General features: G+C 51.5%; 23 protein-coding genes. All 23 read right to left on the bottom strand.

What is annotated here, in order from left to right:
* Nucleotide 1: 1 nt before the first annotated feature.
* Nucleotides 2-556 (bottom strand): GNAT family N-acetyltransferase, encoded by a 555-nt coding sequence (locus HPY67_00190; GenBank protein NPV03143.1) that lies wholly within the window; start codon nucleotides 554-556, stop codon nucleotides 2-4.
* A 661-nt stretch (nucleotides 557-1,217) separates the two neighbouring features.
* Complete coding sequence (locus tag HPY67_00185) at nucleotides 1,218-2,318, bottom strand: GNAT family N-acetyltransferase (GenBank protein ID NPV03142.1); 1,101 nt, start codon at nucleotides 2,316-2,318, stop codon at nucleotides 1,218-1,220.
* A 76-nt stretch (nucleotides 2,319-2,394) separates the two neighbouring features.
* Complete coding sequence (locus tag HPY67_00180; protein NPV03141.1) at nucleotides 2,395-3,495, bottom strand: GNAT family N-acetyltransferase; 1,101 nt, start codon at nucleotides 3,493-3,495, stop codon at nucleotides 2,395-2,397.
* 63 nt (nucleotides 3,496-3,558) lie between these two features.
* On the bottom strand, nucleotides 3,559-4,662 hold the full coding sequence (locus HPY67_00175; protein NPV03140.1) for a glycosyltransferase: 1,104 nt from the start codon (nucleotides 4,660-4,662) through the stop codon (nucleotides 3,559-3,561).
* A gap of 33 nt (nucleotides 4,663-4,695) precedes the next feature.
* Nucleotides 4,696-5,670, bottom strand: coding sequence for a polysaccharide deacetylase family protein (locus tag HPY67_00170; protein ID NPV03139.1), 975 nt, complete (start codon nucleotides 5,668-5,670; stop codon nucleotides 4,696-4,698).
* Between the two features lie 198 nt (nucleotides 5,671-5,868).
* Nucleotides 5,869-6,912, bottom strand: coding sequence for a glycosyltransferase family 2 protein (locus tag HPY67_00165; GenBank protein NPV03138.1), 1,044 nt, complete (start codon nucleotides 6,910-6,912; stop codon nucleotides 5,869-5,871).
* Nucleotides 6,913-6,965: 53 nt separating this feature from the next.
* Nucleotides 6,966-8,009: a hypothetical protein gene (locus HPY67_00160; GenBank protein ID NPV03137.1), complete on the bottom strand. Its 1,044-nt coding sequence runs from the start codon at nucleotides 8,007-8,009 to the stop codon at nucleotides 6,966-6,968.
* Nucleotides 8,010-8,128: 119 nt separating this feature from the next.
* Nucleotides 8,129-10,033 carry an asparagine synthase (glutamine-hydrolyzing) gene (gene asnB, locus HPY67_00155; protein ID NPV03136.1) on the bottom strand — a complete coding sequence of 635 codons (1,905 nt, stop codon included), beginning with the start codon at nucleotides 10,031-10,033 and terminating at the stop codon, nucleotides 8,129-8,131.
* Nucleotides 10,034-10,112: 79 nt separating this feature from the next.
* Nucleotides 10,113-11,255: a glycosyltransferase family 2 protein gene (locus HPY67_00150; GenBank protein NPV03135.1), complete on the bottom strand. Its 1,143-nt coding sequence runs from the start codon at nucleotides 11,253-11,255 to the stop codon at nucleotides 10,113-10,115.
* Nucleotides 11,256-11,279: 24 nt separating this feature from the next.
* Nucleotides 11,280-11,855 (bottom strand): serine acetyltransferase, encoded by a 576-nt coding sequence (locus HPY67_00145; GenBank protein ID NPV03134.1) that lies wholly within the window; start codon nucleotides 11,853-11,855, stop codon nucleotides 11,280-11,282.
* Nucleotides 11,856-11,900: 45 nt separating this feature from the next.
* The gene (locus tag HPY67_00140; GenBank protein NPV03133.1) at nucleotides 11,901-12,482 is read right to left on the bottom strand and encodes an acyltransferase; all 582 of its coding nucleotides are present in this window, start codon (nucleotides 12,480-12,482) and stop codon (nucleotides 11,901-11,903) included.
* Nucleotides 12,479-13,051: an acyltransferase gene (locus HPY67_00135; GenBank protein NPV03132.1), complete on the bottom strand. Its 573-nt coding sequence runs from the start codon at nucleotides 13,049-13,051 to the stop codon at nucleotides 12,479-12,481. Before HPY67_00135 ends, HPY67_00140 begins: the two co-directional genes overlap by 4 nt.
* Before the next feature lie 77 nt (nucleotides 13,052-13,128).
* A complete protein-coding gene (epsI, locus tag HPY67_00130) occupies nucleotides 13,129-14,676 on the bottom strand; it encodes an EpsI family protein (protein NPV03131.1) in 1,548 nt (515 codons plus the stop codon).
* 46 nt (nucleotides 14,677-14,722) lie between these two features.
* A complete protein-coding gene (locus HPY67_00125) occupies nucleotides 14,723-15,346 on the bottom strand; it encodes a hypothetical protein (GenBank protein ID NPV03130.1) in 624 nt (207 codons plus the stop codon).
* A gap of 171 nt (nucleotides 15,347-15,517) precedes the next feature.
* Nucleotides 15,518-16,456: a DUF3473 domain-containing protein gene (locus tag HPY67_00120; GenBank protein ID NPV03129.1), complete on the bottom strand. Its 939-nt coding sequence runs from the start codon at nucleotides 16,454-16,456 to the stop codon at nucleotides 15,518-15,520.
* 23 nt (nucleotides 16,457-16,479) lie between these two features.
* On the bottom strand, nucleotides 16,480-17,331 hold the full coding sequence (prmC, locus tag HPY67_00115; GenBank protein NPV03128.1) for a peptide chain release factor N(5)-glutamine methyltransferase: 852 nt from the start codon (nucleotides 17,329-17,331) through the stop codon (nucleotides 16,480-16,482).
* Between the two features lie 3 nt (nucleotides 17,332-17,334).
* Nucleotides 17,335-19,350: an asparagine synthase (glutamine-hydrolyzing) gene (gene asnB / locus HPY67_00110; protein NPV03127.1), complete on the bottom strand. Its 2,016-nt coding sequence runs from the start codon at nucleotides 19,348-19,350 to the stop codon at nucleotides 17,335-17,337.
* Nucleotides 19,351-19,470: 120 nt separating this feature from the next.
* Nucleotides 19,471-20,907, bottom strand: a complete 1,437-nt coding sequence (locus HPY67_00105) for a hypothetical protein (protein NPV03126.1) — start codon at nucleotides 20,905-20,907, stop codon at nucleotides 19,471-19,473.
* Nucleotides 20,908-20,977: 70 nt separating this feature from the next.
* Nucleotides 20,978-21,973, bottom strand: a complete 996-nt coding sequence (locus tag HPY67_00100; protein NPV03125.1) for a hypothetical protein — start codon at nucleotides 21,971-21,973, stop codon at nucleotides 20,978-20,980.
* A 63-nt stretch (nucleotides 21,974-22,036) separates the two neighbouring features.
* Nucleotides 22,037-23,602 carry an AMP-binding protein gene (locus tag HPY67_00095; protein ID NPV03124.1) on the bottom strand — a complete coding sequence of 522 codons (1,566 nt, stop codon included), beginning with the start codon at nucleotides 23,600-23,602 and terminating at the stop codon, nucleotides 22,037-22,039.
* Between the two features lie 143 nt (nucleotides 23,603-23,745).
* Nucleotides 23,746-24,033, bottom strand: coding sequence for an acyl carrier protein (locus HPY67_00090; protein ID NPV03123.1), 288 nt, complete (start codon nucleotides 24,031-24,033; stop codon nucleotides 23,746-23,748).
* A gap of 112 nt (nucleotides 24,034-24,145) precedes the next feature.
* Nucleotides 24,146-24,973, bottom strand: coding sequence for a TIGR03013 family PEP-CTERM/XrtA system glycosyltransferase (locus HPY67_00085; GenBank protein NPV03122.1), 828 nt, complete (start codon nucleotides 24,971-24,973; stop codon nucleotides 24,146-24,148).
* The gene (locus HPY67_00080) at nucleotides 24,918-25,490 is read right to left on the bottom strand and encodes a hypothetical protein (protein NPV03121.1); all 573 of its coding nucleotides are present in this window, start codon (nucleotides 25,488-25,490) and stop codon (nucleotides 24,918-24,920) included. Before HPY67_00080 ends, HPY67_00085 begins: the two co-directional genes overlap by 56 nt.
* Nucleotides 25,491-25,639 lie beyond the last annotated feature (149 nt).

The following is a 25,639-nucleotide window of genomic DNA, read 5'->3' as shown; positions in this document are numbered from 1 at the left end:
ACTAAATGACCACACAATCCCCGGGTTCTCTGGTAATAAACTGCACCGCCATTTTTCCGTCTTCGTAATCATACACATAGCGGACTCCCACCTTGTGATAACGCACGCAGTGAATGTTGGATTTGATTCTGAATCCGCTCCTCAGGAAGACCTGCTTCATTATGTGATTGTCTTTCTCGATCATTGTATAGATTCTCGTCACCTGCCGTTTTTTGTAATATCGGAAGAACTCTTTTTGTATGGCATCATAGATGCCCCGTCTTCTCACCTCCTCCAACGTGTAGACGCTGTACAGGTATACACTGTGCGGCTCGAGAGTCAGTTTCGTGGCAGCGCCTCGGATATAGCAGTCTCCAGTATGTCCCCAAGTAAAGCCCAGGCACCTTATGCCGTCATGAACGTAAAAGCACAGGTCGCCGTTCTCGAAGCGCCGGTCGATGTCTCGCGGATCGATCACGGCTATCGTATTAATTATTGGCGTGCGTCTTTGCTCGATCTCAACAGTCCACAATCCGTCGCGTTGCTGGCTTTCACTTGGCCTGTCGCACACCATCATGAGATAATTTGTCCTAGCGTACATAACCGTTGCCTTTGCCGTTGGGTCGGAATCTTTTATGCTCGAATCGGCACCCGGCCATTGCATTCATTTTACTTTGTTTATGCACCAAATGCATTCTGTCGTATGCTCTCACCGCGGCCATTATCAAAATGATCACGCAGCCTATCGGTTCTTTCGCAGCTATTTTTATACCGATCATTTTCCTTTTGTAGTCAAAATCTCTGCACCAACCGCATCACCGCATACTTCACATACCTGATGTATTCCTTTTGCAGCTAGCAGCTGTCAGCTTGGTCGATTTCTAGCAATTTGCTTACTTCCCGGATATTACATCTCTCCGCATGTCACCAAACACCACGAACATGCTGTCTATGCTCTCCCATCGCAAAGCGTGGGAATCTCGCTGAAAGCGTTTATTGACCTCATTGCTCATGTCTCTGGCTTTTTCCAATAATTGCTCATCCGCCGCCCTAATAATGTATGTATCCTAATGACAAGCCATGCTCATATGTATCTGCATTTCATCGTATTGTAACAATACTGACAATATCTCATTGTCATTCACCTCTCTTTCCGATGATCATGCCTTTGAGCATTCATCACTTTGGCAACATACGCATGTACTGAATTCGTTGAACTTGCGATTCTACCACAAGGGTCATTTCATGGCGCTCATTATCCGCTTGATCTTTTGCGCCAATCTGGGGTGCTTTGATATCTTCTCCTTTATTCTGTCCAGCGCATATAAGTATCGTCCCCCGATAGTGTTATTGTAGATGACAATCTCAGCAAACTGCTGCTCTTCGTTCGCATAACGCTTCTTATAACCCGTATCGTCATATGGAAATAAATGGATCCTTTTTATTTGCCGATAATTTTCTTGTATATCTTTTACCAGATGCATGAATAGCATGTTTGATGGAGACAGGGCAGAATACTCTTCATCATATCCGATTTTTAAATATTGAAAAACATCGCCTGACGTGTAGCCAAATACAGCGGCAATATTTTTTTTGTCTAGTTCCAGGAAATATAGATGCAAATCACCTGACAAAGCTAGAATCCGAATCAATCCATCATAAAATCTTCGATATTCAGGAACTGTCTTCAATATAGAACTTCCGTTCTTTCCCTTCCAGCCACTGTCTTCAATTCTTAGTAATTCCTGCCACATAGCGATGGCTTGATTTCTTTCATAGTGAAGGTAATTGTGCGGACCGGCTTTCTTCAATCTGCTCTTAGACAGTTTGAGGCTCTTTCTCATGCTCGAGGACAGATCGTTTTGAAAGTACTCGTCGAAGGTTTTGTCTAGCACAATAGAATAAGTCGGCTGTACTTTTATTGTCCAGCGCCGGTTCCCTTCAGCTAGCAACGATTCCGTGAACAGCGGATAAATTGCGGAGAAGGAATAGCCGAACATATGATGAAGCACATCCCAGCCGTTGTCGTCGAGGATCTCGTCTAGCAGTTTTTTTCTGAATATTTTTTCGTAACCCTGCCTGACCAACACTTCCCCGTAAAAGCAGTGGTCGTTGGTCTGATTCGTCAATATGCGAACGCCGTTTTTCGACCTGACGACCATGGGAAGAAACCCTATCGACTTGTCCGCATCCATGACTCTAAACACCCTGATGTCTTTCGGCTTGGAAAAACATTCATACCAATGCTTGACGTACTCATAGGACATAACAGGTGATTTCATGCCGCTGTCATTGTACACGTCATTCCATTGCTCTTGGGCCCGCTCCAACTCGTCCATGCTCCGTATGTGACTGCCTGGCATCGTTCCCTTATGTCTCCTCAGTTCCTGTTGTCGTTTCTGGAGTATGCGTCCGTCAGCCTTTCACCCACCGTTTGGCCAGTGCCCGCATCTTTCCAGATTTTCGAATCATCTGCCCCGTGACGGAACTGTTATAGATATTTGCTGTGTACTGAGACCTGGCATGCTCCGTCCAGCTGCCCTTGTACTCTTCACCGCCGCGCAAAAAATCAAACTCGATGCATTTACGCTGGAACGCTTCCTCCACCATGTTGTATAGAACCGCCGAGCCGATTCCCTTTGGTTCCCACGCTGGATCAATCCCCAACTGATAGGCGAACACCCTGCCCGCGAACGTAAAGCAATAAAGCGATGCCAATACCTTATCTCCCCTCTTCATTACCCGTAAGGTCAGCCACCCTTTGTCCTGAAAGATACCCGCTATCTCTTCATGAAAAGCCTGCAGCGCCTGCCCTGAAAACGTCGTCACTATTCCCTTGCTGTCTGCCCGCATCTTATGCAGCGTGAACAGCGTGCGGATGCAATCAGGATTTTTCTTCGGATCATCCGCTGCATACAGGACACCGTCTTCCAATATCAATTTTTTATTTCTTCTGCGCAGATCGTGTCTCTTGTTTCTGCTCAGCGACATCATGTACTTCTCATAATTGCCATCAAATGCATCACGGATTGGTATATATGGCGCGAGGGATACGTGCGGGATTTCGGGCTCCGGGCAGCTCGACCGGATGTATTCCAGCAGCGCTGCATCGTCCGACAAATGCGAGAAATGCATAACGTCCCAGGATCTGAATTCGACCGAAAGGTAATGCATGGCTGCGTGCAGGCATTCCCAAGCGTCTTCTGCTGAAGCAATGATGTCCATATGATCAGGGTACAACTCGCGGCTTCCACAAAAGGTGATGATCCGGCCCGGGATAACCCCGTCTTCGATGCGCATGGTTTTCACCGCAAGAGGAAGAGCGCCCACCAGAGTGTTGCCTTTATATGCGAAAAGGATGAGGGGTTGATAAGACTGGCCTAGAATTCTCAGCCATGCGTGAATCCATTCCCATGTGCAGAACACTGACGGTCGGTTCATCGATAGTACGAGAGCGTTCCATGCCTCTCTGCTGTTGTTGAATAGACTCTCGTCGGCCGCCTGTATTCTCAGCATCGCACAGTTCCCTGCCCTTTGATCACCCTACAAAGTCTCAGGTTCCGGTTTGACTCGATCTCTTTATTGTTGGGTAGGCCCGTTCAGGACCTCATCATACATCTCCATATGCGCCGCTGTCATCCGATCGCTTGTGAACTCACGATAATATCGATTCTTACCGTTGTGGCCGAGCGCATACTTCAACGATTCGTTGTGCAGGATGTCTTGAATCTTGTTCGCCAGCGCCCTCACATCCCCGACATTTACGAGAAATCCGTTTACCCCGTCCTTTACCAGTTCAGGATTACCGCCTGCTGCCGTGCAAACGACCGGTTTTCCGCAACCCATGTACTCGATGATGGAATTCGACAGCCCTTCGGATTCCGAACATGACACACATACGTCGAAATGCTTGATAATCGGGATCGCGTCCGCTACCCTCCCGAGAAAATGCACCTTTCCTGTCATCCCAACATCCCTAACAAATTCTTTTAAAGGCTCGATCTCTATCGGCCCGCCGCCGACGAAAACGAGATGGACATTACCGATCCGCTCCCGGATCAACGCGACCGCGCGTATCAAATCTTTGGGTCTCTTGACTGCATAGAGATTAGATACAGTTCCGACGATATGTTCGGCCGATCCAATACCAAGCCGATTCCTGAATCCGGGGTCTTTTTCCGATTCGAAGCGGGCAACGTTCATGCCATTGCGGAGTACTTTGATCCTATTTGCCGGGTATCCCTCCATAATTGCGACATTTCTCTTCACCGCCAGGCTGTTTACTGCGATCCTGTCTACGAATCGATTCGACATTCTCAAGAGCCGAAGAATGCGCGGCGTGTACCAATAACCCATGTCACGCCTGGAAGAGATTACCCTTGCACCCCCAATTTTTGAAAAAATAGGCGCCAAGATTGCCGCGTCGTTGAAATAGACATGTACGAGATCAATGTCGGATCTTCTGATCTCCATGGCGAACGCCGACATCTTCACGATTGCCGAAGGCATAGTCACGCTGCGGATGTTCAACACCCGAACCCTGCATGGAAATTCGCCTCGCTCAATATAATTTGACGTTTGAAGAACTGCGAACGTCGGCAGATATCGCTTCTGGTCAAGGCCCGTAACCAGCTCCAGCACCTGTCTTTCCGTACCGCCCTCGGTGCCGAAGAAGTAGTCCATTATGTATAATACGCGACGCGGCTTACTTTCCATCTACTTCGTTTGGGCTAACTTCCTTTTGAAACGGGATAAAGAGTCGTAACGGCCGATAGCAATTCTCGGTATGGCATAAATATCGTCCGTATGTCTCCATGCTCTCTCTTCCGTGCATACCGCAGCCAGGAATCCGGCGCGTTTCACGGCACGCATCAATGGCGGCGAGAAATCCCCGTTTGGGTATGAAAAGTATTTGATACTCTTGCCTGTCCATGCCTCCAGTTTATTTTTGGAGCGAAGTATACTGTCCTCAGCTTCCTCCGGTCTGAGCTGCGTCAGGATATCATGCGTGTGGGAGTGGGCGCCGACCGTCACCAGCGAGGTGCTCGCTAGCTCCCTTACTTGCAGCGGTGTCATCGGCCGGAGATGTCCGTGTTGCTTCGAGGCATCGACCTGGCATTCAATGCTGTGCACGATCTGCCTGCGCCTTTCACCACCCATGCGTTTCAAGTCTGTCAACAGCCGCTGAATCTCCTTCCACCGGGACTCCCTGCGCATGCCTTTACTGAAGTCGTACGTGCCCAGACGCATATCCGTTAGCGTGACCTTTTTTCTATTGGCCAGTGCATAATGGATGACCCTATCCCACCAGTACAGCGCACCCTGCTCTGCGGCCTCCGTTGCGCAGAATACGGTGAAGGATAGGTTCAGCGACGCCATTATGGGCAATACCGTGCTGAGGTTGCCCGCATACCCGTCGTCGAATGTCACCACTGTGTATTTCCCCTTACTCCTTTCCCCGTTCTTTATGAGATCTCTTGCCGCATCAAGGTTGATGACATCATAATTGCTCTTCAGGTACACCATTTGCTTTCTGAACTCACTCGCACGTACAACCGTCCACGCATCGACGTCGTGCTCGTCTTCGAGCACCTCATGATACATCAGCACAGCAATACTTGGACTTCTGTTTTCTGACGAAAATGCCTGTGAAAGGACATGTTGCACCAACGCGCCGACCTTAGTGCGCATTAAATATTTCACCTTGTGAATCATGCAGATCGACTAACCAACAGTACCGCTCGTCCCCGTAGTGACGTGAACCATCCTGAAACGCAATCCCATTTCTTGCCAATAATCACACGAAGGTGCTACAGGTGACTTCATCGTCAGGCCGGTTACGTATCTGCGGCAGATACAGTCTCGTTGGCTCTGCGTCTGGCGCTAGCGTCAACAGCCTATAATACGCCTTTTCGCACTTACCAGATGACTGACGACGTTGAAAGGCAGGTAGCTGATCAGCCTGTACAGCCAATCCGCCGCGTTGGAAGGTACGCCACCCATTTCACTGATTGCGATCCTTGCTTGCTTTGCTGCGGTCAGATCTCCTTTTTTCAGATACTCTCTGAGCAGCCAGGTGTGTATTTGTACGCACTTCGCCAAGATCGCTTGATCATCCGGCTTGTAAGGGCTTTTCGACATCATGAAAATATGTTTTATGATCTCGCAGTGACAGAGCAAAGGATCAATAAAGTCGGTTCTTGTTGTTAAGCGTAGCCCTTTATGACCCCTGTTTTCTGCGGTCGCTACATCGACAAAAACAATGTCGTTGCATTCGGCCAATTTGCACAAGAACCAGTAATCTTCCCATGTCGGGAAGTTTGCCGCAAAACGTATATGCTCCTTCAAACAACTCCGATGAATGAGCATCGTCCAGCAAGCTCCATATGATGCATGAAGCAAAGAGGCGAAGATGTTGCCCGAATAGATGTCAAAGTCTTTTCCGTAGAGATTAATGCCGAATTCAGATGCACGATACTTTCTCGAGTATGCATCTGACCAATCTATTGTTTTTCCGCCCCTGATCGAGGTAACCCAATAGTCCAGACCCCGAGGGATGATGATGCGATCCCCATCGAATGTATAAAAATTCGAGTGAATGACATTGATTCCCGGGAAATGCTCGAGCACCTTGAATTGAAGGGACAACTTATACGAAAGCCATCTATCATCGGAGTCCAGAAATGCGATCCACTCCCCGCGTGCCTCCTCAATACCACGGTTCCTCGCCACACCGGCCCCCTGATTCTCTTGGCGAATATACCGTACGTGCGTTCCGTAGCTGCGAACAATTTCCGCCGTGTTGTCCTTCGACCCATCATCGACCACGATGATCTCCAACTCACAATCGACGATATCCTGCCGCAAAATGCTGTCTATGGCCTCTCCCAGGTAATGGGCCCTGTTATAGGTGGGGACAACGACAGAGACCAATTTTGTATTCCGTTTCATTTGAATAAAAAATGCGCGATTTCGCCGCTCACTGACTATAAGCCCACGGATCCCCTCAATCGACGAAAATACTCGTATGCGCGTTTCTGCATGTTCAGGTAGACGGGCAACACCCTGATGAATGGCACTGCAATCCCGGATTGATAGGCAAGTCGCTCAAGCGAAGCCCTCGATGTCCCCGAATGCTTCGAACACTCGCGTTCAAGCAATTTCATACCCTCGTCCCGCGATATTTTACCGATGCTGATGGCCGCGTTGACTTCCATAGCGAGGAATGACTTTTTGTAGGTACGATAGAACAGATACCCTGCAGCATCGTGGACAACACAATCGGCATGTGATAGTCTGACGCGCTCCTGCGGAGATTTCCAGCCTGAGTTACGTTCCAAATAGGACATGATTTCGAATTCATCGTGAGGTTCATAGAGAAAAAATGCGAGCAGTTCTGGAAAGTGCTGTTCGTGTTCCCTTTCCTTGACGTTTAGATTAAGTAATTGATTGGATTCATCCCCTTCTTTCGGTCCTCGAAGAAGCCAACGCCTGACGACGCTCATTCTTTCGAGGTTCTGCAGTGCGACTTCCTTTATCCGAGCCTGATCGTATTCTGCGAAATTATCGTGCAGTATCGACAGAGGCGATGTGAACATATCTTCCGAAAGATTCCGGAATATCTGCTCCGGGGTCCTGCCGTTCACAATGAATGGAATCTTATGTTCATAGGCTAGTTGCCATCCGGATGCTTCCAGTAAATAAAAGCACGCAGTACAGGGCCATCCTTCCGCCAACATGCTCCCCCTGTACAACCTTCTCAGAAAGTCATCAGGTAGCTTGACCCATAGATGGTCAACGCCCAAGTCATTGACAACAGTCCTGATGTTTTGCAGCGCATAGTCATTCAGAAACCCGTTGTCGCACGTGTACGCCAATACGTTTGCTCCGTAGTGGTTCTTCAGGCGGTGAATGATGTACGAACTGTCTTTTCCGCCACTCAAACCTACCACGCAGTCGTATCGGTACTTTCCGCGGACTGCAAGAAGCCTATCGAAAAGTATATTTTCCTGTTTTCCTATCCTTTCCACGACATGCCAATGCCGCCGGACGATCAAGCATCGCTCGCACAATTCTCCGCCAATCGCGGTGCCATTTTTCTGCCCTAGGTCCTGCAGGCACTGTCTGCACAAGATGCCGCAGTTTGCTATCATATCGACCCCTTATTCTTCTCGCACCATCTTTGATACATGATCAGTGCGAATATTCTTTTATCGTTTAGTTCCCGGCATTGCATATGATCGGCAATCATTTCCCTGATAACACTTCTCCTCAGGACGTCTTCAATGCTTTTTCCTCCAGCCGATATGAGAGCCTCGCTGAATGATTTCAAATCTGATTTCAACCACTGCGCCATGGGTGAAGCGAACCCCTGTTTTCGGTGCGCCAGTACAGGTCGCGGCAGTTTCGCGGCCGCGATTTGCTTCAGCATGGCTTTCTTCTGCATCCGCTTCATTTTCATCTCGGCCGGTATAGTCGCGCAGAATTCCATCAGGACATGATCGGTAAAAGGTACTCTCAACTCCATGGAGTGACGCATTCCGATCCTGTCCGTTAGTGCCAGGATATCGTCCGGCAGATAGGTCTTGATATCCTGGTAAAACATCTTATCCAGCGGGTTCGTCGCGTTCTCATCTGAGTTAAAGTAGCCCGTCATCAACTCTTCCGTTGCCCGGAAATCTATCGATGCGGAAATATCGGGGTGATACAGGCGTGAACGCTCGTCTGGGTTCAGCATCGTCACGTACCTTGCGTATCTCTCCGGCAGGGCCAGGTGTGATGCCCGAACAAAGCGCTTGAGATGATTGACCGTGTAGTGCCCATTGCTCAATTCGGGTAACCACTCGATGAACGGCGCGAAGATACCTTTCGCCAGAACCGATGGCATGTAGTCGTACAGCAGACTGATTCGAAAACCCAGGTAACGCTCATAGCCGGCAAACAACTCATCGCCACCAAGCCCCGTGAGCGCGACCGTCAGGTCGTGACTTGACGCTTCGCAGATGTAATAGGACGGGATCACGGAATCATCGGCAAACGGCTCGTCGAAGGCGTCAACAATGTCATCGAGAATTGTTTCGACACGCGGCTCTATGAGCAACTCGCGGTGCTCACAGCGATATCTCTCCGCGACCATCCGGGCATAAGGCCTTTCGTCCAGGTAGCCCCCTACATTGCCCGAAAAACCGACGGAGAATGTATGAGGTGCGCTGTTCATGGCATCAGCCATGTAGGCAACCACGAGACCGGAATCAACGCCCCCGCTTAGGAAAGCTCCCAGGGGCACTTCACTGATCAGCCGCATTTTCACGGCTTCGGAAAAGATTTCCTCGAATTTGCCCTCAAAGTAGGATTGAGGCTTGCCATGCTCCGGCCTGAAATACAGATCCCAGTATTTCCTGATTGACAAACCCGATTGCCTGATTTTCATGAGATGGCCGGCGGGCAGCTTCCGGATCGACTTATAAATGCTCAAGGGGGCGGGGATATACCCATAGGCGAAGTATGCATCGAGGCCTTGATGATCCATGTCTCGCGGCACCTTCGGAGATGCCAGAAGGGCCTTCGGCTCCGATGAGAAAAGCAGCTCTCCCTTTCCAGTGTCGCAATAGAATAGGGGTTTAATCCCGACGCGATCCCGGGCGAGGAGAAGCGACCGGGTGGGACTGTCCCACAGTGCGAAGGCAAACATGCCCCTCAGGTAGTTGACACAGTCATCCCCGTGCTCTTCATAAAGATGAACGATTGTCTCAGTATCGCTCTGGGTGCAAAACGTATGGCCTTTGCCCTCCAGGTATCTTTTCAGTTCCGAATAGTTGAAGATCTCACCGTTAAAAACGATCCAGATCGACCTATCCTCGTTGTGGATGGGCTGCTTCCCGCCCCCGATGTCGATGATGGAGAGCCTTCGCATCGCAAGGCCAAGATTCCCGTCGATATGCTGGCCCTCATCGTTCGGCCCGCGGTGGCGCAGTGTATCGTTCATCGCACGGAGGAGCCCTGTCCCGACAGGTTCGTGAGTGCCGTAATTAAAAATTCCGCATATCCCGCACATTACTGTGATCCCGGCCTGAAGTACAGTTCATTACCGCCCGCGGAGGGGTTCCCCGTGCAGGTCGATCGGTTCTCTGCTTCTATCCTTTCCTGGGTGTCCAGACGACTTGCTTTCGGCCTAATGCGAATTTCAAAAAGGCGTGCAGGGCCGCTACGTTGATAAGTACGAAATAATGAATCATGAGGACGAAGCGAAACCCTCTGTTCGCGATATAGGGGGCCGCTAGACCCGCAACATAGAAAAGACTTTGCATGGCGAAGAAGCCTGCGTAATAAAATTCCTTTGAGACCAGAAACGCGTTCCCGATGTACGCCCCGGCAAGGAACACAAAGGAGAAGTACCGCAACAGCTTGTGTGACCATAGTTGCCAAGTGAAAAGAGCGTCCCTCCCGAAGTTGAGTAGGTGGCGCATGTCTTTAAGCGCCCATAAGGCTCGCAGGGTTACTCGTACTCTCATCCGGTATTCATCTGATGATTTTGCAAGCGCCGTCTCTCTCAAGATCGCCCCGGGCTCATAGACCACACGATAACCCTGCGCGACTACGGCCAAAGGGAGAACAAAATCAGGCAGTTGGTCCGCCCTCATGGGCCTGTACAATGCCTTGCGGACTGCGTCAATCCCTCCGTCTACTCCCACAATAGACCCGACGGCAGTTTCCAGAGAACGGAGGCGGTTTTCATACTTCATGTAGGCGGAGCAGCCGTCGCCGATTACGCTCCCGTCGGGGTTCACATAGATCATTTTTCCAGTCACGTAGCCTACGCTTGGGTCCTTGAAATTAGAAAGCAATTTACGAAGCGCGTCACGTTCATAGAGGGAATTCGCATCGGAAAAAACGATGATTTCTCCCTTAGCGCTGGGGATCGCGAGATTCAACGCAGAGGTCTTGCCGGCCCTCGGCTCCTGCCTGATCAGCTTCACGCCCCGTCCCGCATATTTCCGCACAATCTCATCCGTCCCATCATCGGAACCATCAGAAATTACAATGATTTCCGTCTTGCCAGCAGGATAGTCTAGCATGAGTTTGTTCTCGATGGTCTTGCCTATGCATGATGCTTCATTATGCGCTGCGATCAGAATCGAGACGGTGGGCTTGTATTCCCCCTTGCGAACGGGTATTGGCGTCCATTTCGCGAGGATCATGAGTACTATAGGGTAACCCAAGTAGATGTAAAATATGGCAAGGAGTGATCCCGTAAATAGCCACTCTGCCAACGACATTTTCCGCTGCCTCGCTCCTGCCTTTCAGTAATCCGTGTTGACGATATATTCCTTCGATCCCTGATATGATATTATCTTACAAGGGTTGCCGATCACGACGCCGTTGTCGGGCACGTCGATGTTTACCACGCAGTTTGCACCGACTGCGACGTTGTTGCCCAGCGTAATACCTCCGATAATTTTGGAGCCCGGACCGAGATACACATTGTCTCCGATTACGGGTATCCCCGGGTACTTGCCTCCGTAGGTCGCCCCAATAGAAACGTCCTGATTGATGTTGCAGTTCTTGCCGATTTTCACCTCATGGTTCACAAATATGCCGCCGAAATGCCCTATGTACAACCCTTCACCTATTCGCGTATTGTAAGGTATGCAAATACCGTATTTATATTGATAGCGGTTCATCATCAAGCGGCTCATCACATAGAGGGGCATAAACAGGATGCCGTTCTGCTTCGAATAGTACGCCGTCCGCATCCAAAACGTGTATTTATACCCAGGCAGAAGGCACAGACCCCTCAAAAATGCCGTTACATTCGTTGCTGCAAAATACCTGTGCAGATCTGTCAAGATCTTGTTCTTGTATTCCCTGAAACGCACTGCAATCCGAAGCTACACTATAGAATTATTGGTCGTATCCAATCGTCATGACCTGCTGTTCGTCATGACCTGCTGTTGCGTGCTTATCACTCTTGCGGGATTTCCAAGTGCAAAGCACGAATCAGGAATGGTCCGCGTTACAACCGATCCGGGACCGATTACTGCCTTGTTTCCGATTTTAGCCCCTTTCGTCACCAGACACCTGGCGCCGATTCTTACCCCGTCTCCTATTGTTACTGCGCATGAGTCCAAATTCTCGTTCAAAGGTGCCCCTCGGTCACGTTCTATGGAATGAAAATCCGTATCCATTATGCCCGATTCTTCTATGTGCACATCATGCCCCACTTTAATCAAATATCTTGAAGAGAGCCTGGCGGCATACAATTCGGCGTTGTTACCAATTTCGATTCGCGCATCACGATGCAGCGTATACAAAGTCACAAACTGTTTTCTGTCGCCTTTGATGCCGCCTATTATGCAGTTGTCGCCTATTATCAACGCCCCCTCACCTCTTACATCAAGCCTCTTGTAGAGCCTCAGCCCCTTGCCGATGTTGATGTTCTTCTTAAGCAGCCGACACCTGAGCAAAAAAAACTTCCCTCTAATGACGGCTATGAGATCTTTCATCTGTGCATATCCTGCATTCGCATCAGCCTCGATATCGAGACCGGTCGAAGACTCGGGTTCCCCGAGGCTAATCGATATTCCTCGATGACGTTACCAAAACAAACTGTTCCCAGAGAAACGACACTGTCATCACCGATTGTCGTTCCCCCGAGTATGCACGTCTGTGCACCGATCCAAACGTTGTTGCCTATCCTAATGGGACGCGGGAGCATTTCTTGTGGCATCGCCTTTTCTGATGTGCCTTGACATTCGGTAAACATGCTGTCCTGAATCAATGACTGACCTGCCATGACCCTGTCACCGATCTCGATTTTTTTCCGGCAACGAATCGTCACGCCGCCGAGCGAGCAGTGCCTGCCGATGCGGATTTCAGATTCCCGATCCAGGGTCACGATGCTAACCCCGTCAAATATGTTCGGATAAATGGAACACTGGCTTCCTATGAACACTCTCCCAGGTCCATTCACTCGGAATATCTCGTACATGAAAAAAGGGAATTCAATCTTCACCCTGGGTTTCGCAATCTTGCAATAGAGTGCGGTGAGAGTGCCACGAACCAGCGCCTTCACTAGACCGGCAAACCCTAGCGGGTTTGCTATGGATAGCTGTATACCTCTCGATATAACGGACATTTCTGCAAAATGAATCAGTTCAAGTGCTTCTTGACAATTGGGATTATTTCCTCAACATAGGTATGCGCATGTTCCACATCATCTCCGGCAATCGTCGCCTTCTCCGATGACACAATGACAATCGCCGCAGCCGTTTTTCTTTTTTTGAAGGCCTCAATCAGAGATACCCATTTCGCCTGGGCTCTCTCCGCAACGATCTGGTTGCCGATGACATACCAATAATAAACGGTTCTATGCACACCAGCGTCGCTCAAGACCGCCCACCTAATTCTTACGGGTTCACCGCCGCTCAACAGATCGAGGTTAATCGATCTCGCAAGCAGAGCTTCGGAAGGATAATTTGTGATTTTCCTTTCATAGTTCTGAATGGGCATATACCCTACGTAGAGATAGATCGCGGCCCCGGAATCAGCGTCCTCGTACCGTCTGAACAACTCGGTCCCCAGATCCATGCCCTTGAACGATCCGGACTTATTTGTTGCGTCCCTCCCTTCATAGGTCCCTATGGTAAAGGGAATAGTGTCCAGGGGCGACGCAAGAGCAGCAGGCTGGGGATTCCAAAACACAAGGCCCAGTCCCACGCTCGCAACCGTGCCCATGGCAAGGCTCAGGGCCGTAATTTCCTTTTTAGTCCATTCGCTACCGGAGCGATCTCCATCGCGCTCAGCACGCATGTGAATGTGCTTTTCAGACTCTGCCGCGTCCCTGCCAATCATGTGACTGATGAGGAATTGGATGAGCAAACCGGAGAAGAAGATGAACGACACATAGAATACATCCGATGGTCCGTGCAGTGGTCCCTCCTTTTGGAACGAGGTTATGACTCCAATCGATGCAACCCGGATTCCATTCAAGACGATGCCGATCACAACGGCGGACACGACGAGTGTTGCGCGTTTGTACCACGATCTGTGCACGAAGTATGAGAAGGGAATCGTGATCGCCAGCAGTGCCGTAATGTGGTTTATCCCGTTGCAGGCTTTGGCGACCTCCAGATTTATGTGAGGAAGGGTAATGTACTGATCCGACAAGAGTGCCGGCATGCCAACCACTCTCAGCATGTTTGACGCGATCCAAGCCGTGATGAGCTGCAGAGGGATACTGATGCCTCCCAGCAATTCATCAAAAAAAGGGAACATGAAAATCGTGTATCCCACCGGCAGGGCGAAAAAGAAAAGAATCTTCTTCCCGCCGAGCAGAAGCACCATCCCGAGGATCGTCACAATAAGCGATATTCCTTCCAGGGACCATGTCCCTGTGAACCTGCCAGCCAGATATCCCAGCCCGCCCAGCAACGACAGCGCAGTCCCGGACCATGGGGACGGCTCCACAGTGAGTTGGGCGACTTCATGCCTCTTAACCCAGAAGATGTACACCCCAAACGCAAAAATGAGCAGCCCGTGCGAACCATCGTAAGTAAACCATCCCCTGACTAGCCTGATGATCGTTTCGAAAAAAACAATCGCCAGCGCAGAGAAAGGGAGAATATAGTATAAATGTCGCTGTATTAACACGGTTGAGGGTATGACGGACGAGTTGTAACGCTCGACAAGATGGTGCACTGACCTACTTTTGCGGCCACAGTGTTTGTTCTGCGATGACTCCAGTTCATTTGCGCTTAAAAGCCTGATCGAGCACCGGAACGACTATCGAATCCAAAATCCGGTACGCCTCCACATTGAGATGCAGGCCGTCCCCGCTGTGGAGGTCCGTCCGTAGACTTCGGTCCTCCGCGCTTATTCGGACGGCCGCCTCGAGATCAAGCACCGTGAGGTTCTCGCCGGCGGCGTAACTTCTTATCCAATCATTGTATTGTCCGATTTTTTCGAGTTGCATACCCGAGGTCGGTCTACCCATGACGTGTTTCACCGCATCTTTCATTCTTGTCGTCAAGCTCTGCTGCCTGATGACCGGAACGACCGTCGTCGGTACGGGGATCACACCGGCATGCCGGCACTTTTTTATCCAGCTTTTCATCAACTCCTGGTATCGATTCAGGTCCCCGGGAAAGTATGCCGCACACTCCTTTAATAATATTGCATCTGGGCGATTCTGCTTTCGCTGCAGTATCTTTTGCAACGTTAGTGTCTTGTCGAATTGATAATCCCCTACGAATTCAAATCCGTACCTGTTGGCACCGCTGTTCTGCGCAAGCCTCTCCGGCAGTGAATCAATTTTCCAGTCATGCCCGACGGACGCACCGAGCAAGACAACATGCTTCTTTTTTGTCATCCCATATACCTCATTACAGAATGGACTCATTGAAACTGCCACAAACGCAATAGCAGCCATTATGGAAAGAATCAGAAGACGTTTTGACTTCTTTTGCCTCGCAATAAGAACCGTGAACTTACCAATCAACGCGAACTTTCGGTTATGCATTCGGATCGTTTGCCCCCGTTTTTATCGAATGCCGATCACATCGGCCATGTAAGAAAACTTGAAATCATGCAACAATTTTTTTAGCTTGTATGCCGTTTCGGCCAGATTGACGTAGTGTCTGAACCGGCTCAGGGCAGATATACTCGTCATCCGAGGCTGCTCCGGGTCCAGTTCCCATGGGTGCATGTAAAAGACAAAGGGCTTGTTTTCATCGCAGTTGATTCTCGAAAGGCCTCGCCGGATGAGCCCATATGGAAGCAGGCGCATATACCCACCGCCACTTATGGGGATATTGAGGCCCATCACTCTGACCGTGGAAATCGGGTACTCCATAATGCAATCGTCACGCGGTTCACATGGCTTCAATTCCCATAGAGGCAGTCGCTCGAAATCGATAGGTGCACACGCTTCGTCCCCACCATTACCATCGAGTTTGACCAGGAACGGGAATCTCGGCGCAGCCGGTATGCCGTAACGGTCATGGTGAATGGGAAAAATGCTGGAATCGTAGCGGTACCCTTCCTCACCCAGGATTTCGAGCGCCCAGAGAGACTGCTGAGTGATGGAGTAGCTGGGCGCGCGGTATCCGATCACCTTTTTCCCCGATGCGTCCTCCAGGATGCGCTTCGAGATCAGAACGTCCTTGCGGAATTGCTCAGGGGTCATGCGGTAAACGAGCTGGTGATCGTAACCGTGGCAGGCGATCTCGTGGCCCCGGCGGTCGATTTCCCGGATGAGGGATGGATATCTCTCGCCGACCCAGCCCAGACAGAAGAAGGTGGCCTTGACGCCGGTATTCCCATCTTCCCCATCCAGAATATCGAGGACCTTCCGTGTATTGGGCTCAATCCTGGACTCGTAGAGATGCCAGCTGTCCCTCTTCACGGCAGATTCGAATGCGGAGACCATGAAGTAGTCTTCGAGGTCGATGGTCAAGGCATTGACGATGGGATGGTGCATATTGATGGGACTATAATGCGAGATTATTTTTTTGTGGCTCTGACGACTCGGACTTTGCCTTCGTACTCGAAGAAGTCAATTTCCTTATATGCGCCATTCCTAGCCAGAAGCCGCTCGATTAACTTCTCCTGACCTTCCCCGATTTCAAAAACCAGGACGCCTTCCTTTTTCAGGAATGCCGGCGCTCCGTTCAGGAGTCTCCTGAAGATACCCAGCCCATAGGGCCCGCCGTCAAGGGCTATGACAGGTTCGTGGTCTATGATTTCGTGCGCCATTTTTTTTAAGGATGTCGTCGGAATGTATGGCGGATTGCAGACCACCATGTCCACACCGCCCTGATATCTGCTGAACGGCTCATAGAGGTCGCCGCAGAAGAGCGAGACCTTCCTGTCTGCCTCGTATTTTTGCACGTTCAGCCGGGCTACTTCCACCGCGGCGGGGCTGATGTCTGACGCCAGTATCCGCACATCCTCACCGCAGAGCAGAGCAAGCGATACGGCGATGTTCCCGCAACCCGTACCGATCTCTATGACCGTTTGTTCCGCACAGCCGTTTTTTCTTCTTTTCTCGAGATAATCGTATGCCACTTGCACCAGCAGGCTCGTCTCGGGTCTCGGGATCAACGTATCGCACGTGCAGTAAAACGTGTTGCCCATGAAAACGGCCCTGCCCAGAATGTACTGCGGGGGCACGCATCGCATGCGCTGCTCGAGCACGTTTGCAACTGCGACAGCCTGGGAGTCTTCGATAGCCAGCGTCTCGCGCGGCTCGCGGCCGGCGATCGTGTCAAGATAATGCAATAGCTTTAATAGCTTTTTCCTCCCCTCTGCCGTTGCGAAAACCGAGTGCCCCCGCCAATGCCCGTCCGGTTTCACCGCTTAAATCTCCTTGCCTGCGTTCATTGATGTGCTGATCTTGCCATCGGAATAGATTTGTACGTTATCGGCTTCCAGGATTGATCTCGAGGTATATCTGCGGACGAAGAGATGATCCAGCAGCTGCGTTGAGATGATGCCGACCACTGCCATATTCTCCCGCTCACTCAGGAGGGCACCATCCTGCTTTCTGCACTTTTCGACGAGCCGGCTGACTTTTTCGGGGTTGAAGTATCCCGCGGCGTTCAACGCTTCGGCAGAAAGAAGCTCTTCCACGTAATCCGGGGCCTGCCTGTCCATGAAACAGCGGCTGATGGGTGCCCGGTAAGGCTGTTTCGGCCGCAAAGCCAGTTCCGGGGGGATCAGCCCATTGGCGGCTTTCCTGAGAATGTACTTGTCCTTGAGCACATTCAGGCGATGCTGCGGAGGGAGGCAGCAGGCGAATTCCACAACCCGGTAATCCAGGAAGGGAAACCGGCCTTCGACGGAGTGTCCCATGGCGACACGATCCCCCTGCGACGACAGAAGGTAGTTGGAAAGAAAGATCGAGATCTCCGTGTACTGGGCCCGTGACAGGGGATCCCACCGCGTGTACTCTTCCGGCAGCATGGCCGTGTATCGGTTTACAAACTCTTCGACCGTGCCCGCCTGCGCCTGCAGCGCGTCGGAAAAGAATGCCTTGATCTGGGCCGTGTTCTCCCACCGGATCAGGTGGGAATAGACGTGAGAGCCCACCCGCGAGAGGCCTCTCTTGAAAAAGCCTGTCAGGAAGGCTCCCGCCCTGTCGGTATCGGAAGAAAAGATATCGGGGTACAACCGCCTCAGCAACAGGGGGCGCAGGGCCGATTCGGGCTGACGGGCCCAGAAGCGCCTCACCCGGTCTTCCTTGAAGATGTCATAGCCTGCAAAGATCTCGTCGGATCCCTCCCCCGTCAGAACAACCTTGAAGTTGTTTTCACGGACCAGCCCCGAGAGCATGTACAGGGGAACCGGGGCCGTTCTCGTCATGGGCACCTCGGTGTGCCAGATGACGTCGGGCAGATTTTCACCGATGTCTCTCTCAGTGCACCGGATCATCCGATGATCCGTTTGCAGGGCATCCACGGCTCTGAGCTGAAACGGCGCCTCGTCGAACTTCTCATCGGAGAAGCTGACGGAAAATGTGCGCAGCCGGTTGTTGAAATGCTTCTTGACCAGCGCCGTGACATAGGTGCTGTCCAACCCCCCGCTCAGGTAGGCTCCGACAGGAACATCGGCACGGAGGCGGATTTCCGTCGCATCATAGAGGAGCGCGCTTAACTCCTCCCGGTACGCTTCGAACGGGCGTTCACCATTGTCCGTGCCGGAAAAAGACAAACGCCAGTATGGCCGCGTCTTCATTCGGCCTTCACGGTATAGGGCATAGTGGCCCGGTAGGAGCTGGCGAACGCCTCTGAATGCAGTCGCATCGCCAAGAGGCGACCAGCAGGTAAAGATGTCCGAGAGGGTCTGTAAATCAATCTCTCTCGAGACCGAGGGCTCCGCGAAGATCGTCTTGATTTCCGATCCGAACAGCAGGCGGCCGTTATGCAGGTGATAGAAAAGAGGCCGGATGCCCATGCGGTCACGGGCCAGCATCAGCCGTTGCTCGCGGCTGTCCCAAATGGCAAAAGCAAACTGGCCGTTGAGCTTACTCAAAAATTCAGGGCCCAAGTCCTCGTAGAGATGCACCAAAACCTCGGTGTCCGTCTTCGTGTAGAATCGGTGCCCGTTCCGCTCCAATTCCGCTCGAAGGTCGGGATAATTGAAGACCTCGCCGTTGTATACGATCCAGACGGTTCTGTCTTCGTTGTGAATCGGTTGATCCCCGCCGGCGAGATCCAGGATGCTCAGTCTCGCTGAGCCGAGTCCCGCCTTCTCATCAATATAGATGCCGAAGGCATCCGGCCCCCGGTGACGGATAAGTCCGAGCATTCGGCGAAGGAGATGCACCTTCTCGTCTGCAGCTCTATGATCAATGACTCCGGCTATGCCGCACATGATGTCTGTTCCGGCTATTCGGTCTATTCCGCCTATATCGTCAAGAAAAGAAGATATTCCTTCGTTCTGTCTATTCTGTCTGATCCGTCCGGAGGAATAGACCGTCCAGACAATTCGTGGTTATTCGAGGCGGATGTTGTCGATGTGAAATGTTCTCTTCCTGTCGTTACTGGGGATAAAAAACATGAGTCGCTCTATGTTCTTTAAATCCAGGGACCGAAGGGTGATGTTTGCTTTCAGAGAATCAAGCGGGATGGAGATTTCGCAATTTCCGTTCTTGATTCTAAAGTCACGGTCAAAACGCTCCCCGTAGTCCCATCCGCTTTTCCTGTCATCAATCCGGATGTGCAGGGTCAACGGTTCCGTTTCCGGATTGAACACGTCCACTTTGAATCGCCGGTAGGCCGACCAGTCTTTCTCTATTTCAAGAAATTTGATCCCTGGATACTCGCCGGCAGGCAACGTGACCTCGAGGCTGTACTCTCCCGATGTGGCATGGTTGCGAGAGCGCTCAAACCATTTGTGGCACTCCCAATTGAGGAACTGCAGTTCCGCATCAGACTCGAAGTCGAAGAGTTTCCCGGAAGGGCCGATGCGGTGTTTCTTTCGACCCGATCGCAGGAGTCCATTTGAGAGCCCCATGAGATCCAAAAGATTCTCTGTCGAAAACGAAGCGGTGCGACGCTCCTCGCTTATCGAGGACACCGTTTGAGAATGATGTGCCGCGTCTCCGGTCTCATGGACAAACTGAAAAAACGCGACTTCTGGCCGCACGCCGAGCCGGAACGGGAAAAAACTCGTCCCAATGCCCCTGCCGACATACATCAGGGTGCGTCCCTTATGGAAGAACCCGTCGAGGTACTCAAAAGCCGGATCCACAAGCATCTGTCCTTTCAGGTATCTTGCCAGGAATACTTGCCCCCCGTGATTATGTCCTGCGAGCACGAAATCAATCCCCCGTGCAGCCGCCTCCTCGAACACATCGGGCGAATGTGTGACAAGGATGGACGGGTGAGAGGAGTCGGTACTGCGCATGGCCTCTGCGATCTTGCCCCTTTTATTGACCGGGTCATCCAGGCCGACCAGGTTCACCCGCCCCCCGGCGTTGTGGAGAAGGGTCGATCCGTTCCGCAGGAAAAGAATGTTCGGGTCGGACTTCAACTCTCGGGAATTCGGTTTATGGCAGAGGATGCACGACCCGTTTTCGTTGTAATAATCCGAGTTTCCCATCACGGCATATGCCTGCGGCAATTCTTGAAAAAACGCCATGACCGGATCGTAGGAACCCTGGAAGGAGATGTAATCCCCTCCGAGCAGGATGACCTCCGGTTTTTCCTCCTTGAGTATGCCGATGATCTCCTGCTCGCGCGGCCCGAATCTCCTCATGTGCAGATCGGAGAGGAAGACCACCTTCGCGTTGCGCAAGGCCTCGGCCAGCCGATTGTGTGCGATCCGATAATGGCGGACTTCGATGGAGTAGGTGTCATTATAGATTTTCGCAAATATGACGAGTGCGAGGCAAACAATGACAGCAGCGAGGAATCGAAGAGATTTCAAGTGAAATCAATCCGGATGATCTGTCGTCTGTTTCGCCTGTTTTGTTTATTTTGTTCGTTTCGCCGAGAGATCAGGTAAGGCCGAGTCTTTTTTTGACTGCCCGGATCACCTCTTCGTTCCCTGGTTTGTTGAGCCTTGCCAATCCCTCCTCACGTGACATCACGCCCATCCGCACCAAACCGCCCACCTCGAATGCATAGGGGTGAAAGCCATGCTGCTGCAGGTGTACGTGGTTGGCGAAGGCGTTCATCAAACAATTGGTCGAGTTGGGATCCGTATCCTGAGGGGGCTGCCAGCCCAGTTCCCGAATCCGGCTGTAGATCTTTTCCTCGTCGTATTCAAGGAATGCCAGGGGATGGATATTGTAGGGAAACCTCTCTGAGTCGCTGAAATGCTCGTCGGACAGAAAATAGGGGTTGATCTCGTTTCCCAGTTTTGCGTGAAGAGGATCGTAAAGGACCTTCTGGGTTGCCTTCGCGAAGGCTGCGCTGTTCTTCATAACAGAGGATTGGACAGGGGCTTGCCCGGGAGACCAGCCATACCCGATAAAGGGGATCTCCTTCTCGAGCGTTATTTTGAGTGCAATGAACTTCACCATGTTCATACAGGATGAGCAGATCGTGCTTGCCCTTTCCAGAGACTTTTTCGAATAGAGGTTTTCGCCGATGGACAAGAGGAAGAGTTTCTTCATCAGCTCGAAGTTCGGCTTGAAAATGACGTGGTCAATTCCAAGCCTCTCGACGACCGCGGCAATGTTCTTCATCGCATAGGGGGACATGAATCCGTGATCAAAGCTGAGGGCAAGCACGCGCAGCCCGTAATGATTCTTGAAGATATCCAGGGTGTAGGTGCTGTCCTTTCCACCGCTGTATGCCATCAGGACATCGTAATCCTTCTTCCCTCTGTGCGTTTCCAACAGCCTTTCAAATTTCGCCCGATGCCTGTTTTTCACCTCTTGCGGATTCTTTTCCTTCTCGAACGTCCGGCAGTAGTTGCACAAACCGTTTTCGTCGAAGTCGATGGTAGGAAAGTTCTCGGGGAGCACGCAACGATTGCAGTATTTCATAATGATCTCTTTCGTCTGTTCGGGCGTTCGGTCTGTCCGGCTCTATCGAACGGTCCGTTCCGCCTAAGGCTGTTTATTCTCGAGTTCGGCTTTGAGGGCGAGTTTGTCGATCTTGCCGGAGGCGTTCTTGGGGAGAGCACCCCTGAATTCGAAGTACTTCGGGATGGCAAACTCCTCCAGCATTCTCTTGCAGTGGAGAAGAAGCTGCTTATCGGTGAGGTCGGCTCCCTCCTTCCGTACGATGTAGGCCTTGATGGCGCTGCCCAGGAGATCGTCTGGAACGGGAAGAACGGCAGCTTCCGCAACTCCTGCTGCCGCGTAAAGGGCGTCCTCGACCTCCTTGGGACTGACACGCTCTCCACGGGTCTTGATCATATCGTCCTTCCGGCCAACGAAATAGATGAAGCCCTCCTCGTCCATACGGAAAAGGTCACCGGTGTAGAGAACCCTTTCGCCCGGCAGAGGGCCTGGTTTCAAGACGCGGTCCGTTGCCTCAATGTCACCCCAGTAGCCCTTCATCACGTTTGAGCCCCGCACGACCAGTTCGCCCACGACGCCAGGTCCCAGGCGGTTTCCACTCTCATCGACGATCCAGACTTCCTCGTTCGGCATTCCACGCCCGACAGAATCTGGCCTGCGGTCAAGTTCCTCCGGAGGCAGGTAGGAGACCCGCTTGCACTCGGTCAGACCGTACATGGAATAAAGTTTGGCCTGTGGAAAGGTCTCCCGAATCTGCTTGATGTGGGTCACCGGGAGAGCGGCAGCCGTGTTGGTGATATACCGCAGGGAACTCAAGTCGTACTTCTTGAGATCTTTCATTTGCAGAAGGATGGCAAAGATCGTCGGCACGCCCGGAAATCCTGTCACGCGCTCCTCAGACATCCTTTTCACAATCTCGTACGGAAAGACGAAGGATTTTTCCAGGACCAGCGTCCCGCCGAATTTGAACGTCATGAGGACCTGGTACAGGCCGTAGTCGAATGACAGCGGCAGGACATTGATAACGACATCCTCGGGCACATTCTCGAGATAAGTCGTGATGGAGGTTGCCGCCGAAACCATGTTGAGGTGCGTCAGCATGACCCCCTTGGGATTGCCCGTGGAACCGGACGTGTAGATGATGGATGCAAGGTCGATGTCGATGTTTGCATTCCTGATGCCGGCCTGGGAATCCGGCAGTTGCTCTGTTTCCGACCATGCAATCACGTTTCGATGCAGTCCGGGATCAATATGTTTACGATTGCCTGTCAGGACGACAGCCTCAAGGGCTTGGCTTGAAGGAATGACGTCAGAAACACCTTTGAGCTTGCCGGTGTCGGAAATAAATGCTTTCGCCCCGCAGTTGTCCAGGATGTAAGCCAGTTTCGGAGCTTTTAACTGGGGATTGAGCATTAAGAAGACGGCATCGGCTTTCAGGATGCCAAAGAGCGAGATGACGGCTTCTATGCAATTGTCGAGGAAGACGGCGACACGGTCGCCCCTGCGAATCCCCTCAGACCGGAGAAGGGCCGCAACCTGGTTTGCCCTACGGTTGATTGCATCGTACGTCAGCCTTTCGCCGCGGTGGATGAGGGCCACTTTGTCAGGGTACCTGCGGGAGCTGTCTTCGAGGAATTGCTGGAGAAGCATGGAGGTCTGTTCCGTCTAGTGATGGCCCGTTCGGTCTTACCGCCTGTTCCGTCAATCCGTCTGAGCCAGGACGAACAAAAGTCTTTCTATGTTTATCCAAATCGAAAGATAGAAAGATATTGAGAGGCGGGGGCCTGCATGAATCAGGCCTGGGAGGCGGGGGCTTGTTCTTCTTGCGGTCTTGATGCCTGGGCCAGCTTTCTCTCGAGGTAGCTGACGATGCTCTTGATCGAGTCCAGGTTTTCCGGAATCAATTCCTCGTCCTCTACCTTGATCTCGTACGTACTCTCCAAAAAGGCAACGAGCTCGAGCACACCCGTTGAATCCATGATTCCCTTTTCCAGCATGGATTCATCGTCTTTCAGATCATCCGGCTTTTCCAGGATGAAATTTTCGAGAATGAAGGCTCGAATTTGATCTCTTAATGGCATGCTTTCACCATCCATCCAACGAAGGTCCGTTCCGTCTATTCTGTCAATTCAGTCTGTTCTGTCCGTCTCATCGGAGAGGGGCTTTGAAGTCATTTTCCGCATCACTCGTCGGTCAGCGGGCACCGCGGCCGAAAAGCACGATTTTCGCCGTGTCCGCAATGATCCGTAGGTCCATAATGGGTGACAGGTGCTTGATGTAGTACAGGTCGTATTTCAATTTCTCCTTTGCGTCCTCCATGGTCGCTCCATAAGGATACAAAATCTGTGCCCAACCCGTAATACCGGGCTTGACCGCATGTCTATGGCAATAGAAAGGAATCTCCTTCTCCAGCTTTCGCACAAAATACGGTCTTTCCGGCCGTGGCCCGACGAGGCTCATTTCACCCCGAATGACGTTGATGATCTGGGCAATCTCATCCAAACGCAGTTTTCGCAGCCATCTTCCGACTCGGGTTACTCGCTTATCGTTCACTAGGGCCCACACAGGCCCGTCTTTTTCCGCGTCCACCGTCATGGAGCGGAATTTGATCAGGCTGAACAGCCTGCCGTCTTGGCCAACCCTCTCCTGCGTGTAAAACACGGGACCCCGGGAATCCAGCTTTATGGCCAGCGCGATCAGCAGGCACAGGGGCAGAAAAAGGAAAAGGGCGAAAATCGAAACAGCGAGATCAAATGCGCGCTTGATTCCCTTGTAGACCATTACCCCTCGGAACCCGTTTGAGAAGATAATGGCGCTCGGCGGCAGATGTTCGATGGATAGTTTCCCCAACAGGCTCTCGCGGAAGGAGATACCGTCGTCGACATGAATCCCCTTGAGCCGGCACTGCAGAAGCTCGTTCAAGGGAAGACTCCCGCGCCGCTCGTCAAGGGCCACGATCACGCGGTCAATTTGACAGGTTCTGCAGATGGAAGAGATTTGCTTGAAATCCCCGATGATCATCGGGTGCGATTTTCTCTCCGACTCTCTTTCCATTCTCGTCCACAAAACCCACGACTTCGTAAGCGTCCAGTCCATTTTCTCCTATTTCCTTATAGATCTGCCTGGCCAAATCCCCCGTACCGACGATCAAGACCCTCTCCTTAAAAAGGCCATTGCTCGCGATCCATGGATATATCAACCTCCAGAAGAACGTCAGCCCAAAGATCAGGGCCAAACACACAAATAGTGCTCTGTGGCTCATGGCTATATTCGGTAACATGAAGTAAATGACCACCAGAGCCAGTAAACTCAGCCCGACTGCCTTCGCCAGTTGGACCGACATCCGGATTCTGTGCCGAAGCAATTTCAAATCCATCAAATCCAAGTAATAGAGTGTTACCTCAGCGACAACCACGACGATCATGACCTTGAGAACCGGATATGGCTCGGCGAGAAACGGGCCACACCTGCCCATAGGATATATCGATACCGCCACGAGCACCGATCCCAAAATCAAAATGCCGTCGACGAAGGCCAAAATATAGCTCATTGACGACCGATGGTTAAAACTTACCATTTCAGACATTTCTCAGACCATTTCTGACTGTGCGGTTAAAACGATGCTGACTTTTCAGCGCGGGACCCGTTGCCGTTCTGGGTCGGAAAAGACATCATGTGCGAATGACC

It is taken from the genome of Syntrophaceae bacterium (assembly GCA_013177795.1).
In the GTDB taxonomy this organism is placed as follows: domain Bacteria; phylum Desulfobacterota; class Syntrophia; order Syntrophales; family UBA2192; genus UBA2192.
The sequence above is the reverse complement of the archived record's forward strand: the minus strand, read 5'-3'. Positions and strand labels throughout refer to the sequence as shown.